Source organism: Allobosea sp. 67-29, from assembly GCF_001898115.1.
In the GTDB taxonomy this organism is placed as follows: domain Bacteria; phylum Pseudomonadota; class Alphaproteobacteria; order Rhizobiales; family Beijerinckiaceae; genus Allobosea.
Window position 1 is genome coordinate 212,878 of the sequence record NZ_MKSQ01000022.1, and the last position, 15,079, is coordinate 227,956.

Annotated in this window: 16 protein-coding genes; 5 read left to right on the forward strand and 11 right to left on the reverse strand. The window is 66.9% G+C overall.

Translation table 11 applies throughout. The features are described from left to right. The first annotated feature begins 41 nt into the window (after positions 1-41). Both BGO20_RS16760 and BGO20_RS16765 read left to right on the forward strand, forming a co-directional pair. Entirely contained in the window at positions 42-416 is a 375-nt protein-coding gene (locus BGO20_RS16760) for a VanZ family protein (protein ID WP_291660012.1), read from the forward strand. Positions 417-620: 204 nt separating this feature from the next. Continuing rightward, a complete protein-coding gene (locus BGO20_RS16765) occupies positions 621-2,069 on the forward strand; it encodes an undecaprenyl-phosphate glucose phosphotransferase (RefSeq protein WP_291660011.1) in 1,449 nt (482 codons plus the stop codon). Between the two features lie 11 nt (positions 2,070-2,080). Here the strand turns inward: BGO20_RS16765 and BGO20_RS16770 are convergent, their stop codons facing one another. The 6 genes from BGO20_RS16770 to BGO20_RS16795 form a co-directional block, all read right to left on the reverse strand. Then, positions 2,081-2,632, reverse strand: a complete 552-nt coding sequence (locus BGO20_RS16770) for a WecB/TagA/CpsF family glycosyltransferase (RefSeq protein ID WP_291660008.1) — start codon at positions 2,630-2,632, stop codon at positions 2,081-2,083. A gap of 173 nt (positions 2,633-2,805) precedes the next feature. Continuing rightward, complete coding sequence (locus BGO20_RS16775) at positions 2,806-3,030, reverse strand: hypothetical protein (RefSeq protein WP_299858376.1); 225 nt, start codon at positions 3,028-3,030, stop codon at positions 2,806-2,808. Between the two features lie 178 nt (positions 3,031-3,208). Further along, positions 3,209-4,762 carry a DHA2 family efflux MFS transporter permease subunit gene (locus tag BGO20_RS16780; protein ID WP_291660006.1) on the reverse strand — a complete coding sequence of 518 codons (1,554 nt, stop codon included), beginning with the start codon at positions 4,760-4,762 and terminating at the stop codon, positions 3,209-3,211. A gap of 11 nt (positions 4,763-4,773) precedes the next feature. Next, the gene (locus BGO20_RS16785) at positions 4,774-5,868 is read right to left on the reverse strand and encodes an HlyD family secretion protein (protein ID WP_291660005.1); all 1,095 of its coding nucleotides are present in this window, start codon (positions 5,866-5,868) and stop codon (positions 4,774-4,776) included. Between the two features lie 178 nt (positions 5,869-6,046). Beyond that, positions 6,047-6,526, reverse strand: coding sequence for a MarR family winged helix-turn-helix transcriptional regulator (locus BGO20_RS16790; protein WP_291660004.1), 480 nt, complete (start codon positions 6,524-6,526; stop codon positions 6,047-6,049). A gap of 112 nt (positions 6,527-6,638) precedes the next feature. Further along, entirely contained in the window at positions 6,639-7,604 is a 966-nt protein-coding gene (locus tag BGO20_RS16795) for a carbohydrate kinase family protein (protein WP_291660003.1), read from the reverse strand. Positions 7,605-7,900: 296 nt separating this feature from the next. On the opposite strand from BGO20_RS16795, the gene BGO20_RS16800 reads away from it, so the two are divergent. Next, positions 7,901-8,848 carry an N-carbamoyl-D-amino-acid hydrolase gene (locus BGO20_RS16800; protein WP_291660002.1) on the forward strand — a complete coding sequence of 316 codons (948 nt, stop codon included), beginning with the start codon at positions 7,901-7,903 and terminating at the stop codon, positions 8,846-8,848. A 9-nt stretch (positions 8,849-8,857) separates the two neighbouring features. Continuing rightward, entirely contained in the window at positions 8,858-9,769 is a 912-nt protein-coding gene (locus tag BGO20_RS16805) for an NHL repeat-containing protein (RefSeq protein ID WP_291660000.1), read from the forward strand. A gap of 21 nt (positions 9,770-9,790) precedes the next feature. Here BGO20_RS16805 and BGO20_RS16810 read toward each other — a convergent pair whose 3' ends face one another. The 5 genes from BGO20_RS16810 to BGO20_RS16830 form a co-directional block, all read right to left on the reverse strand. Then, on the reverse strand, positions 9,791-10,465 hold the full coding sequence (locus BGO20_RS16810; RefSeq protein ID WP_291659998.1) for an amino acid ABC transporter permease: 675 nt from the start codon (positions 10,463-10,465) through the stop codon (positions 9,791-9,793). Then, entirely contained in the window at positions 10,465-11,139 is a 675-nt protein-coding gene (locus tag BGO20_RS16815; protein ID WP_291659997.1) for an amino acid ABC transporter permease, read from the reverse strand. Before BGO20_RS16815 ends, BGO20_RS16810 begins: the two co-directional genes overlap by 1 nt. A gap of 9 nt (positions 11,140-11,148) precedes the next feature. Continuing rightward, positions 11,149-11,898 carry an amino acid ABC transporter ATP-binding protein gene (locus BGO20_RS16820; protein WP_291659996.1) on the reverse strand — a complete coding sequence of 250 codons (750 nt, stop codon included), beginning with the start codon at positions 11,896-11,898 and terminating at the stop codon, positions 11,149-11,151. 11 nt (positions 11,899-11,909) lie between these two features. Then, entirely contained in the window at positions 11,910-12,785 is an 876-nt protein-coding gene (locus BGO20_RS16825; RefSeq protein WP_291659995.1) for a substrate-binding periplasmic protein, read from the reverse strand. Positions 12,786-12,928: 143 nt separating this feature from the next. Further along, positions 12,929-13,849 (reverse strand): LysR family transcriptional regulator, encoded by a 921-nt coding sequence (locus BGO20_RS16830; protein WP_291659994.1) that lies wholly within the window; start codon positions 13,847-13,849, stop codon positions 12,929-12,931. A gap of 114 nt (positions 13,850-13,963) precedes the next feature. Between BGO20_RS16830 and BGO20_RS16835 the strand changes: the two genes are divergently transcribed. Next, positions 13,964-15,061 carry a DUF917 domain-containing protein gene (locus BGO20_RS16835; protein WP_291659992.1) on the forward strand — a complete coding sequence of 366 codons (1,098 nt, stop codon included), beginning with the start codon at positions 13,964-13,966 and terminating at the stop codon, positions 15,059-15,061. Positions 15,062-15,079 lie beyond the last annotated feature (18 nt).

Here is a 15,079-nt window from a genome sequence, read left to right on the forward strand (position 1 = left end):
TTGTTTGCGTAGCCGCGTTCAAGCCTCGGGATTCTCCTTTCTTGACCGATTCCTTCGACCAACTGCGCCGTTTCGCGACCGTCCTCGGCTGGGGAGCGCTGCTCGTCATCCTGTTCGCCACCCTGTCGCCGCTCGACCTGCGCCCGCACATCCCGGAACTCGGCGCCGATATCGAGCGCTTCCTGGCCTATCTCGCGGCAGGCGGTTTGCTGGCCTTCGCCTACCCGCGCCAGCGCTGGTTCGTGCTGGGCGGCATGGTGGTCTTTGCGCTCGGCCTCGAATGGGCACAGACCTGGGAAGCGACACGCCACGGCCGGCCGCACGATGTCGTGGTCAAGATCCTCGGCACGCTGTCCGGTGGCGGCCTCGCCGTCTCGCTCGACTATCTCGGCCGTCGCCTGCGGCGCCTTGCCTGATGGACCGTGCCGAAACGGAACAGCTGACCGCCGTTTCGTTCCAGCCTGCCCCGGCATAGCCGCGCCGCCCTCACCCGCTCGCGAAAAAAGCTCCGATCCGGATCAGAACGCCGAGGCACGCCTCTTGCCGTAGCCGCGAACGATGCGCGCCCGCCCCATCCGGGTCGTCGCGCCAGACGCCGAGGCGGCCGGGGCTGGATGAAGATGAGCGTTGATCACCTGGGTAGAGCTGTATCCGCTCCGCCGCGCGCCGAGGCGAGCAGCGGGCGATACTGGCTCGGCCCCGTGACCGCCCTGTGCGACGTCGCGGTGGTTGCCGCGATCGCCTACGCGACCTCCGTGCTGAACGATCTGGTCAATCACGACGCGCTCCGGCTCGCCGGCCCGGCCGTGGAGCTCGCCGCGATGCTGGCCTCCCTGTTCCTCTTCGTGAACCTGATGCGCAGCCGCTATCGGATCGAGAACTACCTCTCGGCGCGGGGACAGGTCGCGGCCGCCTTCTCCGCCTGGAACATCGCGATGATCGCGTTCCTCGGGCTGCTGGTCCTGGCCAAGATCGCCGATCACTACTCGCGTGCAGCCATTCTCGCGACCTATGTCGCCGTGGTTCCCGCGATAGCTCTCTGCCGCGCGGCGATCATCCACCTGATCGCGAGCGGGAGCCGCTCCGGGCGCATCACCGCCGAGCGCATATTCCTGATCGGCAGCGAGCGGGACGTGATGTCCTTCGTCCGGAGCTGGAAGCCCTGGAATCTCGGCAGCGCCATCGTCGATGTCGCCTTCCTGCATCCGGCGCGGTCCCACCAGGAGGGGCGGGGAGCTCTCGCCGCCGATCTCGCCGCCGCCGTCGCGAGCTGCCGGACCAAGCGGCCGGACGCGGTCTACATCGCCCTGCCCTGGTCGGAACATGAGACGATCGAGGCCTGCGTCGACGCCTTCATGACCATGCCGGTCGCGATCCACCTCGCGCCCGAGAAGATCCTGAGCCGCTTCGAGCGACCGCACATCGTCAGCACGGGCGCCCTGTCCAGCCTGCGCCTGACGCGCGCACCCCTGTCGCCCGTCGAGATTGCCTGCAAGCGCGGCTTCGACATCGTCATCGCCGCCATCGCGGGCGTGCTGCTGCTGCCGCTGCTGCTCCTGATCGCGCTGGCGATCCGCCTCGACTCCCCCGGGCCCGTGCTGTTCCGCCAGCGCCGCCACGGCTTCAACCAGGAGACGTTCCGCATCTTCAAGTTCCGCAGCATGACCGTGGCAGACGACGGCGCCGTGATCGTTCAGGCCCGGCGCAACGATCCGCGCATCACCCGCATCGGCCGGATGCTGCGCCGCTACAACCTCGACGAGCTGCCGCAATTGCTGAACGTGCTCGCCGGCGACATGTCCCTGGTCGGTCCGCGGCCTCATGCGCTGGCGCATGACCGCGAGTTCGAACGCAAGATCGCGCTTTATGCGCGCCGCCACAACGTGAAGCCCGGCATCACCGGCTGGGCCCAGGTCAACGGCTTGCGCGGCGAGACCGATACCGACGACAAGATGGCCGCCCGCGTCGCCCACGACCTTTGGTATATCGACCACTGGTCCTTCTCGCTCGACCTCCTCATCCTGTTCCGGACGCTGTTCAGCCCAAAGGCCTTCCGGAACGCGGTGTGAGGCGGGCGGGCTCAGCCGTCGTGCCGCATGGCCTGGTAGGCTTGGACCCTATGCCCGTGAATGGCGCCGTGGACGAACTGGCGCATGATCCCGGCGAGTTCCCCGAGCGACCGGGCGACCCGGACGGGCAGCCGCGACCGGGCGGATGCGACATCGCCGGCGACTCCCGGATGGGTGGAGACATAGCGGGCGAAGGTGCCCGGCAGATTGACCAGCCCGGTGTGCAATCCGCAGGAGGCGAATTCCGCGATAAGGGCGCGATGACGCTTCGGTGCGATGTCCGCGATGACCATGTCCGGCGCGCACGCCGCGATCCGCGCCGGTACGGCAGCGGCCGGACCGGCGGGCTCCGCATCGCAAACGCCGACCAGGCGTAATCGCGGCCACCCAGAACGGAGATGGGCGCTCAACGCGTGAACCGTCGCCCGGTCGCTGCCGAACAGGAATACCGCCTCTCCGGCATTCTCGCTGCGGCGCAGCGCCTCCTCGAGCCCCGTGTCGAGCCGGGCGACATCGGCCTGGACGGCGCGTTCAATCTGCTCTTCGATCGAATCCGGCGTCATGCTGCCTCCGCATTGTCCGAGGGAGCGGCAGGGACGCGGCCCCGCCGTCGCAACGGCTAGCAAGCGGCGACTTCGTTAAAACTTTAGTCATCCGTCGAAGCCGGCACGGCTCGTGGATGATGCGTTTTGGGGCAATCCGATCCGGTGCTTGCGCGAGGCCGGACCGGCGGGCTTCAGTGCAGCGCCTTCCAGGCGAATTGGCCGAGCCATCCGAGCAGGGCTGCGATGGCGCCGATCATGGCGAGAAAGCCGGCGATCAGCAGCGAACGGCCGACCAGCAGGCTCATCCTCGTCTCGCCGGCAACGCGATGGTTGTCGTTCGCGGGGCGTGGAATGTCCCGTACGGAGGGCATCCGGATCGGCGCCGTCACGGGCGGCCGGACACGCATCGATCGCATGAGAACCAACTCTTATCGTTAACAATCCGGAAAGACGCTACGCCACCCCTCGATCCAATGCGAGACGCGCGCAAAGCGCAAGCCGAGAAATGACGCAGGGTAAATTTCAAGCGGTCTCGTGACGGCTCGGGTAGCCCCCTTCCGCAAAAGCGCAGCTCCTCGGGGCGCCGGAAGCGGCTTACTCCATCACCATGGCTTGATCGTCGGCGGGGCCGGCCTGCTGGCGCGGCGTTCTCAGCAACGCCAGGAACGGCAGAGCCGCCAGGCACAGCACCATCAGGAGCTTGAAGTCGTCGATATAGGCGATGATCGTCGCCTGGCGCGTGATCACTTCGTCAAGCGCCGCCCGCCCCGCCAGCGTCGTCGGGTCCCAGGCGTGCTTGATCGCCGGCGTCTCGAACACGCGGTTGAACGGCGTCACATAATTGGCGATCTCGGCATGGTTCACCTGCAGGTTGCGGGTCAGCAGGTAGCTGACCAGCGAGATGCCGACGCTGGAGCCGATATTGCGCGAGAGGTTGTAGAGGCCGGTGCCGTCGCCGCGGTATTCGGCCGGCAGCGTCGCGAAGGTGATGGTCGTCAGCGGCACGAAGAGCAGGCCGAGGCCGCCACCCTGCACGAAGCCCGTCAGCATGATGCGCTGCTGCGACACGTCCGGCGTCCAGCCGGCCATGTCGTACATGGCCCAGGCGCTCACGAGCAGGCCCGCGCCCAGCAGCAGGCGCGTGTCGACCTTGCCGATCAACCGTCCGACCACGAACATGCAGGCCATTGTGCCGAGGCCCCGCGGCCCCATGATGATCCCGGCCGTCACCACCGGATAGCCCAGCAGGGTCTGCAGGAACGGAGTGAGCAGCGCGAGCGAGGCCAGGTAGCAGATGCCGACGATGAAGATGAAGACCAGCCCGACGTTGAAGTTCCGGTCGAGGAACATCCGCGGCTTGATGAACGAGTTTTGCGCCGTGAAGGTGTGCACGACGAGAATGTACAGCGCCGCCGCGCAGACGGTCGCCTCGACGATGATCTCGAAGGAATCGAACCAGTCGAGCTGCGCGCCGCGGTCGAGGAAGAGTTGCAGCGCCGCGATCGCGATGCTGAGCGCGCCGAAGCCGATCCAGTCGAGCTTGGCCAGCGCGCTCGACTTGGTCTCGGTGACGAAGATCGAGACGCCTGCCAGCGCCAGAATGCCGAGCGGCAGGTTGATGTAGAACACCCAGCGCCAGGAGATGTTGTCGGTCAGCCAGCCGCCGAGGACCGGGCCCAGCACCGGTCCGACCATCACCGAGACGCCGAACAGCGCCATGGCCTGGCCCCGTTCTTCCGGCGTGTAGATGTCGAGCAGGATGCTCTGCGAGAGCGGCACCAGCGCAGCGCCGAAAAATCCCTGGAGCAGGCGGAAGCCGACGATCTGCGTCAGCGACTGCGCCGCGCCGCACAGGATCGAGGCGACGACGAAGCCGATGATCGCGGCGGACAAGACGCGCTTGCGGCCGAAGCGCGCGGCCAGGAAGCCCGAGGGCGGCGTCATGATCGCGGCCGCGACGATGTAGGAGGTCAGGACCCAGTTGATCTGGTCGGCGCTCGCCGAGACGCTGCCCTGGATATAGGGCAGCGCGACATTGGCGATCGTGGTGTCCAGCGCCTGCATGATGACCGCCAGGATCACGCAAGCCGTGATCGCGCCGCGATTGGCGACGGGCGGCGTCCCGGCCGTGGCGGCTGCACTAGCCATGGCTGGCCTCTTTACCTGGTCTTGCTCTTGCCGAAGGCGTCGGAGATGAAGCTCGGCAGGCCGCGGGCATGGCCGGTGTCGACGTCGAGCGTCACACTCATCCCGGCGCGCAATCGCGGCTCGCCGGCTGGCGTTTCGATCTTCACCCGCATCGCGATGCGCTGCACCACCTTGACCCAGTTGCCGCTCGTGTTCTGCGCGGGCAGCAGAGAGAAGCTCGCCGCCGAAGCGGGGCTGATGCTGTCCACCGAGCCCTTCCAGATCGCGTCCGGATAGGTGTCGACATAGACCTCGGCCTTCTGGCCGGGCTTCACCCAGGTCAGTTCCGTCTCCTTCGGATTCGCCTGGATCCAGACATGGTCGTTGGAGACCAGGCTGAAGGCGTTGGTCGCCGCCTCGAGATACTGGCCCTTCTGCAGCGCCGGCACATTGGTGACGACGCCGTTCATCGGCGCACGCACCGTCGCGTGGTCGAGCTGGCGTTGCGCCTCGGCCCGCGCCGCGACGGCGTCCTTGTAGCGCGGATGCTCTTCGACCGGAGCGTCCGGCTTGCCGTTCAGGCTGGCGGCGATTCCGGCAAGCTGGCTCTCGAGCTGGGAGAGCTTGAGCCGGGCGCTGTCGAGATCGTGCTTGGCCTGGTCGTAGGTCGCTTGCGAGGCCACCGATTTGGTCGCGAGGTCCTGCTGGCGCTTGAAGGCGGTCTCGTAGAAGGCGATGTCGGTATGGGCCTGCTCGATCTGGCTCTGCATGCCCTTGTAGCTGGCCTTCAGCGCCTCGAGATCGTTGCGGACGACGCCGATCTGCGCATCGGCTCGCTCCAGCGCGAAGCGGAACGGCTTGTCGTCGAGCCGGAACAGGACGTCGCCGGCCTTCACCGCCTGGTTGTCGCGGACGTCGATCTCGCTGACGATGCCGGCGACATCGGTCGAAACGCCGAGGATGTCGGCCTGCACATAGGCGTTGTCGGTCGACATCACCTGGCCGCCGGCGACGTAGTAGTAGCCGCCGATCACGAGCGCGACCGGCAGCAGGGCGAACAGGACGCGCCGCGTGCGGTTGCGCCGGTGCCGCGGCGCCGCCGCTTGTGCGGCAGCGGGCGCCTGCATCTCGCCCTGCTCCTTTGCCACCGTTTCGGCTCGCGGAGCAGTTGATCCGTGCGAAGCCGTCGGCCCGGGCGATGTCCTGGCCTCCGGCCGCTTCATCTCCGTCACATTGCCTGGGGAAGCCGGCTCGGACTGGTCATTGGCCGGAGTCTGGGCACCCGTATCGGCCTTTCGGGCTGCATCATCCATTTCGCGTCTGCCTTTCGGCGGCCGGCATCTGGCAGGCGGCCGTGAGATTCGTCTTCATGCGTTCCAGCGTGTCGAGGAGCCGGGCTCGTTCGGCCGCCGGAATCTCCCCGAATGCCTCGGCGCGCGTCAGCTCGCCGAGCGTGCGCATCTCTTCAAGCTTCGGCCCGGCCTTCTCGGTGAGATAGAGCTGCCAGATGCGCCGATCGGTGGCGTGCGGCCGGCGTTCCGCCAGCCCGCAACTCTCGAGCTTGTCGAGAATGCGTCCGACCGTGATCGGTTCGACGTCCATCAGCTCGGCCAGGGCGCCTTGCTGGATGCCGGCGTTGCGGTCGAGATAGGCGAGCACCTGCCATTGCGACCGGGTGAGCCCGAAGTCGCGCGCATGCTGCTCGAAGCGCTTGCGCAGAAGACGCGCGACATCGTGGAGCAGAAAGCCCACGGTCGGCGGCGGCATCTTAGGCGTGCTGGTCATAAGCATCTATATATTATACATGCTCGATCTCGCCAACTGGCGTGGCGGCGGCATGGTGACCTTCTGCCGTGACGTGATGTCGCGGCCGTCGCCTCCGGGAGGAAGCGCCTGCTCAGCCGGGCGCCGCGCGAGGCCCCGTCAAGGCGCGCAGCTCCATCCTCCTCGGCATATCGGCACCGCGCCGCGTGACGGTCACAGCCGCGGCCGCGGTGGCACAGGCGAGCAGGTCCGAAAGCGACGGGAGATCGAGGGCTGCGATCGCGTCCCGGCTCATCCGCCCGGCCTCAACGAGCCACGCCAACAAGGCTGCGTGGAAGCTGTCGCCGGCACCGACCGTATCGACCACCTCGACGGCAAGCCCCGCAGTCGATATCCGCCCCGCCCTGCAGAACGCCGTCGCACCGGCCGCCCCTTGCGTCACGACCACAAGCGCAGCGCCCAGCTCCATCCAGTAGGCCGCCGCCTGCTCGATCGAGACCTGCCCCTCCCAGGCGGTGCGGATATCCTCGTCGCTCGCCTTGATGATCGTCGCCGCCCGATAGAACCACTCCGCCGCCTCGGCCCAGCGCCTCGTGCTCCCGACTACCGCCGGCCGCAGATTGGGGTCGACGCTGATGACGCGCCGCCCGGCTTCGCGAGTGGCCAGCGCGGCGAGCGTCGAGCCGACCGGCTCGACCGCCATGGTATAGGAGCCGAAGGTCAGTGCGGTGATCTCCGGCGGCAGCCCTGCAGGCAGGTCGGCGGGTTCCAGCCAGCGATCGGCGGCGCCTTCCCCGTGAAAGGAATAGGCTGGCTGCCCGTCCGGCGCCGTGACGATGGCCGATATGGTGGTTGGCCTCTCGTCCCGCCTGACCAGAAAGCGCCCGTCGACCCCCTCGCCCTCCAGCCGCTCGGCGAGGAAGGTGCCGAAGCGGTCCCGCCCCAGGCCGCCGAGAAAGGCCGTCGGGACGCCGAGCCGCGCCAGGCCGATCGCCAGATTGAACGGCGAGCCGCCGGCAACCGCTCGCGCGGGCATCTCGCCCGCTTCCGGCGCGGAGACGAAGAGATCGACCAGCGCTTCACCGCAAACCAGGATCATGGACAAGGGCTCCTCGCCCGCTCCGGCACGGGCATCGATGATTTTCGGGAATAGCCAATCGCGGGCAGCGCCGCATCGGCGATCGGTCGCGAGGCGGCAAGCCAGCCGCCCGGGCAATCATAATGACAGATTATGGATGCCATCGAACAAAGCATATGAAGAATGGGCGGCAGCGAATTAATGCTGGCATGGCCCCGTACAGGGCCATCTTGGCAAAGCCGCGCTCGGGCATGTTTCACCAGCGGACCGACCGTGCCGGTGAACCGCTCCGGCGTTTCAGTCGATCAGGAATATCCGTGTCACGCATCGTCACAGTCGCCGCCGCTCAGTTGGGCCCGATCCAGCGGGCGGACAGCCGCGGGCAGGTCGTCGCCCGCATGATCGCACTCATGGAGGCGGCCGCTGCGCAAGGGGCGGACTTCATCGTCTATCCCGAGTTGGCGCTCACCACGTTCTTCCCGCGCTGGTATCATGAGGACCGTGCAGCGGCGGATCACTGGTTCGAGTCGCGCATGCCTGGCCCGGAAACGCAGCCGCTCTTCGATAAGGCAAAGCAGCTCGGCATGGCCATGAGCTTCGGCTATGCCGAGCTCACGCCGGAAGGACGCCATTTCAACAGCTCGATTCTGGTCGATCGCAGCGGCCGCATCGCCGGCAAATATCGCAAGGTACACCTGCCGGGCCATGTCGAGCTCGACCCCGAGCGCACGCACCAGCATCTCGAAAAGCGCTATTTCGAGCCCGGCGACCTCGGCTTCCCGGTCTGGGAGTTCGAGGGCGGTCTGGTCGGCATGGCGATCTGCAACGACCGTCGGTGGCCCGAGACCTATCGCGTCATGGGCCTGCAGGGCGTCGAACTGGTCGTGCTCGGCTACAACACGCCTTCGGCCAACTCCCAATCTCCCAACGAAACGACGGCGGACCGGCTGTTCCACCATCGTCTGTCGGTGCAGGCCGGCGCCTACCAGAACTCGACCTGGGTCGTGGCCGTCGCCAAGGCCGGCGACGAGGACGGCCACCATCTCTTCGGCGGCACCCTGATTGCGGCGCCGGACGGCAAGATCGTCGGCGAGCTCGACCATGAAGAGGACGGCGTGCTGGTCCATGCCTGCGATCTCGACGAGACGCGCTTCGGCAAGGCGACGATCTTCGATTTCGCCCGCCATCGCCGCGTCGAGCACTACGGCCTGATCACCGAACGGACCGGCGTCGGCGCTCCGCTCGGAAAACCCGAAGGTGCCTGAACTCTCCCAATGCGCCATGCGCGGCCGAAACCGCCGGGCGGCTGCACGCTGGACAGCGGCAAGGCCAGGATGAAGACGGAACTGCGCGTCGCGCTCGGCGACAGGCTCTACGGCATCGAGCGCCCGTGGGGCGCCCTGCCTGCAACGTCGGGTCGGATCACCGATCTCACGGTCGGCAAGGACGGGCTGGTGCATGTTCTTTTGCGCCGCGACAGCGCCGTCGATCCCGAAGGGCCGTGCCTCGTCACGCTCGGGAATGACGGCTGCTTCATCCGGAGCTGGGGCGAAAGACTCTGCGTCGACGCCCACAAGATCGCGACGACGCCCGACGACGGCCTCGCCATCGTCGACCGCGATGCCCATCGCATTTTCTTTTGCGACGCCGAAGGCCATGTTCGTCAGCAGATCGGCGAGAGCCACCGGCCAGGCCGGCCCTTCAACCACCCCAGCGACATCGCCTTCGCACCCGATGGCGGCTTCTACGTTACCGACGGCTACGGCAACGGCCGCATTCATCGCTTCGATGCCGGCGGCAGGCTGATCGCGAGCTGGGGCTCGGTCGGGACGGCTCCGGGCGCCTTCCTGACGCCACACGGCATCTGCGTGCTCGGCGACGGGCGCGTCATCGTCGCCGATCGCGAGAATAGCCGCGTGCAGAGCTTCACCGCCGAGGGCGAGCTTCTGGCGGTCTGGGATGCCTTCCTGCGCCCGCAGGATGTCGTCGCCGATGCCCAGGACCGCATCTATGTCTGCGATTCCATCCCGACGCTGAGCCTGCTTTCGGCGGATGGCGCCCTGCTCGGCCGCTGCCGTCCCGTCCTCAACGGTGCGCATGGCCTGTGGCTCGGACTGGCCGGCGACATCTTCCTCGCCGAGACCAGTCCGAACCGCATCACCCGCCTCTTCCAAATCGCGCCCTGACGCGGGCGCCCCGCCGCTGCCTCACGCGGCCGACATCGCCGTGCGGTTCTGCAGCCGCGAAACCAACCGTACAAAGGGCCAGAACATCAGGAAGTAGACGATCGCCGCCGCGATCAGCGGCGTCGGATTGTAGAGCAGGCCCTGGGCGAGCTGGGCCGAGCGCAGCAGCTCCTGCAAAGCCACGGCCGAGGCGATCGAGGTCTGCTTCACCAGTTCGACGGTATTGCTGATCAGATCGGGCAGCACGTTGCGCGTACCCTGAGGCACCACAAAATAGGCCATGCTCTGGAACCAGCTCAGCCCTGTCGAGCGTGCCGCCTCGCGCTGGCCCTTCGGCACGGACTCGATGCCGGCACGGAATATCTCTGCGAAATAACTCGAACCATTCAGCGTCAGAGCCAGCACGGCTGCGGTAAACTCGTTCAGCTTCAGGCCAAGGAACGGCAGGCCGAAGAAGATGAAGATCAGCAGCACAAGCGGCGGGATGGCACGCAGCACATCGACATAGGCGATCAGCACGAAGCGCAGCAGCTTGCTGGGGACGTCCTGTGCCATCGCGATAGCGATCCCGGTGAGCACCGAAAGGGGCACGGCGACCGCAGCCAGAGCCAGGGTCATCCAGAAGCCCTGCAGCAGCAGCGGCCAGACCTGGGCGAGAATGTCGAGATTCAGGAAGGTGGTGACGAACTCGTTCATCACGACCTCGGATGGGCATAGGCGTGTTCCAGCCAGCGCGTGAAGCGCACGAACGGCAGGAACAGCAGCAGAAAGAGCAAAGCACCGACGGTCAGCGCCGTCGGATTGGCGACATTGGACTGGATGCTCGAGGTGACGTTGAGAAGTTCCGGCACGGCTACGACCGAGCCCAGCGTCGTGCCCTTGCTGATGCCGATGGCGCGGTTGGTCAGCGGCGGGATCGAGATGCGCACCACCTGCGGCAGCACGATGTAGGTCAGTGTCTTGCTGAAGCTGAGGCCGGTCGAGCGCCCCGCCTCCCACTGCCCTTTCGACACGGCGTTGATCCCCGCCCAGAAGATCTCCTCGGAAAAGGCCGAGAGCACGATCGCCAGGGCCAGCACCGTCGCCGTGAACGGCTCCAGCACCAGTCCGAAATAGGGCAGCGCGAAATAGGCCAGCACGATCAGGACGAGCTGCGGGATCGCCCGGAAGAAGTCGATGTAGAAGATGATCAGCCAGTTCAGCGGCCGGATGCCATAGAGCCGCAGGATCGCCAGCGCGAGCCCCAGAGGAATGCCGATGACGACCGTCAGGATCGACATCTCGATGGTGATGAGGAAGCCGCGCAGGATGTCGGGCCAGTAGGCCGACATGAGCGAGAAATCGAAGAAATAGCGGACGATCTGGTCCATGGCCGTCCGTCAGCCGTGCGAGCGCATCACGAAGTCGCGGATGCGCTGGTGCTGCGGGCTGACGAGTATCTCCTGCGGCGTGCCTTCGGCCAGGATCGCGCCGTGATCCATGAAGACGACGCGGTCGGCGACATCGCGCGCGAACTTCATCTCATGCGTGACCACGATCATGGTCATGCCCATCTCCTTGGTGCGGACCATGACGTTCAGCACCTCGCCGACGAGCTCCGGATCGAGCGCCGAGGTCGGCTCGTCGAACAGCATGACCTGCGGCTCCAGTGCCATCGCGCGGGCGATGCCGACGCGCTGCTGCTGGCCGCCGGAGAGCTCGGCCGGATAGGCGTCTGCCTTGTGGGCGAGGCCGACGACGTCGAGATGGTGGCGGGCCTTCTGTTCGGCCTCCGCCTTGCCGAGGCCGACGACCTTGCGCAGCGCCAGGGTGACGTTCCCCAGCGCCGTCTTGTGCGGGTAGAGATGGATGCCCTGGAAGACCATGCCGATGCCGCGGCGCAGGCGGTCGAGATCGACCTTGGGGCCGGTAACCTCCTGCCCGCCAAGGCGGATCGTGCCCGCCGTCGGTTCCTCAAGCCGGTTGATGCAGCGCAGGCAGGTGCTCTTGCCCGAACCGGAGGAACCGACGATCACGACGGCCTCGCCCTTGCCGACCTTGAGGTCGACGCCGCGCAGAACCTCGACATTGCCGAAGCTCTTGCGCAGCCCCTCGATCGAAACGATCGCATCGGGCGACGCGGCCGTCATGGCGGGCTGCCTCACTTGCACTCGGCCTTGTGCTCGGTGGCGTCGTAGCCTTCGAAGCCCGGTGCACCCGTGCCCGGATAGACCGTCGCGGTCGAGGAAGCGGCGTCCGGCTTCACGCCGAACCACTTCTCATGGATCTTCGCGAGCGTTCCATCCGTCTTCAGGCACTCCAGCGCCAGCTCGACCTTGGCGCGGAAGGCCGTATCCTCCTTGCGGAAGGCGATGCCGAAGTTGTTGCCGCTGTTCAGCACGAAGGCGACCTCGGCCATCGGCGTCTGCGTCGCGACGTAGCGCGAGACCGGCACGTCGGCGACATTGGCGAAGGCGCGCCCGATCATCACGGCCTGCACCGCGTCCGCGTTCTTGTTGTAGCGCTGGATGGTGTACCCGTACTTCGCCTCGTTGTCGGTCAGCCACTTGTCCGAGATCGAGCCGTTGTTGACCGTGATCGCCTTGCCCTTCAGCTCGTCGAGGCTGGCGATCTTGCCGCCTTTCTTGACCAGGAAGCCCAGCCCCGTCGGCATGTAGGGCTCGCTGAACAGCATCTGCGCGGCCCGTTCCTTGGTGATGTTGGTCGGCGCCGGAATCATCTCGTAACGCTTGGAGAACAGGCCGGCGAAGATCGCCGAGAAGTTCGAATCCGTCACGTCGATGCCCGGGCGCCCGAGCTTCTTGGCCAGCGCCGCCGACATGTCGTAGGTGAACCCGGTGATCTCCCCGGCTGCGGTCTTGAAGCAGAACGGCGCGAAACCCAGGTCGCAGGCGACCTTCAGCTTCTCGTTCTGCGGGTGGTCCGCGTCCTGCGCCATGGCCGGCACCGTTACGAGGACGGCCAGAGCCAGCCCTCCGATGGCGGCGCGCGCCTTCCCGATCGAATTCAGTGTCATGCTTCCCGCTCCCGTTTTGCGACGGCCCGCCGCGATTGCCGCACCCCTCTTCTTGCAACAATCCCGCCAGCTCTGGAGCGAAGCCTAACAGGCTGGAATCATGCCCTGCCAATTATTTGTTGTCGGGCTTCCATAACCTCATGTTAAGCGGACTCGCCGGTCTCCGCCGCTTTTGGCAGGGCGGGCACCATCCCCTTCAGGATCTCGACGAAGGCGCCCGCCGTCCGCGACAGCGGTTCGAAACGAGGCGTCAGCAGATGGGCGCGCACCCGTGCCTTGGGCGCCAGCGGACGCGACACCAGCTCCGGCCATGTTCGCCCCCGCAGCACGAACTCGTCGACGACGGCGACGCCCGCCCCGGCCCGAACCATGGCGCAGGCGACCGGCGTGAAGCGGACGACCGTGCTGATCCGCAGCGGCGCGGACTTGAGGGCGAGCGCGCGCCCGACGATGTCGCCATAGGGCGTCTGTGGTCCGAAGCCGATCAGCGGGTGCGGAGCGAGATCGGCCGGGCGGACGACGCGCAACCGCGCCAGCGCGTGATCTCGCGGCATGATCACCATCAGGCGCCCCTCGGTCAGGACCTCCGTGTCGAGCGTGGGCTCGTCGACCGGCAGGATCGAGACGCCGAGGTCCGCCCGCCCGGCCACCACCTTGGCGACGATCTCCAGCAGCGTCAGCACCTCGAACTCGACCCGCAGATCGGGAAAGCGCTCGCGCAGTCGGGCGATGGCGTCCGGCACCAGCGCCTGGCCGACGCTCGGGCTCGCGACGATCCGCACCGAGCCGGTGCCGCGCTCGCGCAGTTCGTCGGCGAGCTCGTTGACCCGCACGACGCCCTGATGGACCTGGTCGACCTCCTGGAAAAGGCGACGTGCCTCCGGCGTCGGCTGCACGCGGCCGCGCACGCGCTCGAACAGGCGCAGCGCCAGACGATCTTCCGTGTAGGCCAGGAGACGGCTGATCGCCGGTTGCGAGACGGAGAGCAGCCGGGCGGCGCCGCTGATCGAGCCGGTGATCATGATGGCCCGGAAGACTTCGATCTGCCGGAGATTGAGGCGCATGGAAATAACATCCGATTATGGTCGGCCGCATAATAAGCATGATTCATTTCGCGCCTAGCGCTCTAAGCTCGGCTCTACCGGCAACGACCGGGGCATGAGGGACGAGGCTGGCCGATGAGACGCTTTCTGACGAGCAGGGATGTCGAAGCCGCGGTTGCCGGCGGCTCGGTCTTCGCGGCGGGCGGCGGCGGCTGGGCCGATCACGGCCGCATGCTCGGCACCGCCGCGGTCAATACCGGCAGGCCAGAGCTCGTCACGATGGACGAGATTCCCGACGACGCGATCATCGCCACCGCCGCTGCGATCGGCGCCCCCGGCGGCACGACCGAGTGGGAGATGTGGGGCATCGACTATGTCAAGGCCGTGCAGCTCCTGCAGGAGGCCCTGGGCAAGCCGATCTACGGCCTGATCATCGGACAGAACGGCATGTCGAGCACGCTGAACGCCTGGCTGCCGAGCGCGATCCTCGGCGTGAAGGTGGTCGACGCGGTCGGCGACATCCGCGCCCATCCCACCGGCGACATGGGCTCGATCGGCCTCGCCAACAGCCCGGAGGCGACGATCCAAGTCGCGGTCGGCGGCAACCGCTCGAAGAACCAGTATATCGAGCTGGTGACGCGCGGCGCGACCGCCAAGGTCTCGCCGATCCTGCGCACGGCCTCGGACATGTCGGGCGGCTTCATCGCCTCCTGCCGCAATCCCGTCTCGGCGGCCTATGTCCGCAAGAACGCCGCGCTCGGCGGCATCTCGATGGCGCTGGCGCTGGGCGAACGCATCCTTGCCGCCAAGCCGAAGGGCGGCAGCGCCGTGATCGACGCGATCTGCGACGAGACCGGCGGCTCGATCATCGCGCGCGGCACCGTAGCGAAGAAGGACGTGCGCTACACCAACGAGGCCTTCGATATCGGCACGATCCAGGTCGGCACCGGGGCTGCTGCCCGCACTATCCATGTCATGAACGAATACATGGCGGTGACCGATCCCGACGGCGCCCGCCATGCCTGCTTCCCGGACGTGATCACCACGCTCGACACCGACGGCCAGCCGGTCAGCTCCGGCCATGTCCGCGAGGGCATGGAGCTCTCGGTGCTGCGCGTGCCCAAGAACAAGATCCCGCTGAGCTCCAGCGTCACCGACCCCAGCGTCTACCCGATCGTGGAGAAGGCGCTCGGCATGAACTTCACCGATTACGCGCTCGGCCGGGAAAGCTGAGCGCACATTTCCGCCGAC

Excerpts from the sequence above, each read along its gene's own strand:
- BGO20_RS16830 (WP_291659994.1), bottom strand. The coding sequence starts at position 13,849 with ATGCGCCTCAATCTCCGGCAGATCGAAGTCTTCCGGGCCATCATGATC.
- BGO20_RS16790 (WP_291660004.1), bottom strand. The coding sequence starts at position 6,526 with ATGACCAGCACGCCTAAGATGCCGCCGCCGACCGTGGGCTTTCTGCTC.
- BGO20_RS16820 (WP_291659996.1), bottom strand. The coding sequence starts at position 11,898 with ATGACGGCCGCGTCGCCCGATGCGATCGTTTCGATCGAGGGGCTGCGC.
- BGO20_RS16795 (WP_291660003.1), bottom strand. The coding sequence starts at position 7,604 with ATGATCCTGGTTTGCGGTGAAGCGCTGGTCGATCTCTTCGTCTCCGCG.
- BGO20_RS16815 (WP_291659997.1), bottom strand. The coding sequence starts at position 11,139 with ATGGACCAGATCGTCCGCTATTTCTTCGATTTCTCGCTCATGTCGGCC.
- BGO20_RS16810 (WP_291659998.1), bottom strand. The coding sequence starts at position 10,465 with ATGAACGAGTTCGTCACCACCTTCCTGAATCTCGACATTCTCGCCCAG.
- BGO20_RS16770 (WP_291660008.1), bottom strand. The coding sequence starts at position 2,632 with ATGACGCCGGATTCGATCGAAGAGCAGATTGAACGCGCCGTCCAGGCC.
- BGO20_RS16825 (WP_291659995.1), bottom strand. The coding sequence starts at position 12,785 with ATGACACTGAATTCGATCGGGAAGGCGCGCGCCGCCATCGGAGGGCTG.
- BGO20_RS16780 (WP_291660006.1), bottom strand. The coding sequence starts at position 4,762 with ATGGCTAGTGCAGCCGCCACGGCCGGGACGCCGCCCGTCGCCAATCGC.
- BGO20_RS16805 (WP_291660000.1), top strand. The coding sequence starts at position 8,858 with ATGCGCCATGCGCGGCCGAAACCGCCGGGCGGCTGCACGCTGGACAGC.
- BGO20_RS16785 (WP_291660005.1), bottom strand. The coding sequence starts at position 5,868 with ATGCAGGCGCCCGCTGCCGCACAAGCGGCGGCGCCGCGGCACCGGCGC.
- BGO20_RS16775 (WP_299858376.1), bottom strand. The coding sequence starts at position 3,030 with ATGCGATCGATGCGTGTCCGGCCGCCCGTGACGGCGCCGATCCGGATG.
- BGO20_RS16765 (WP_291660011.1), top strand. The coding sequence starts at position 621 with ATGAGCGTTGATCACCTGGGTAGAGCTGTATCCGCTCCGCCGCGCGCC.
- BGO20_RS16835 (WP_291659992.1), top strand. The coding sequence starts at position 13,964 with ATGAGACGCTTTCTGACGAGCAGGGATGTCGAAGCCGCGGTTGCCGGC.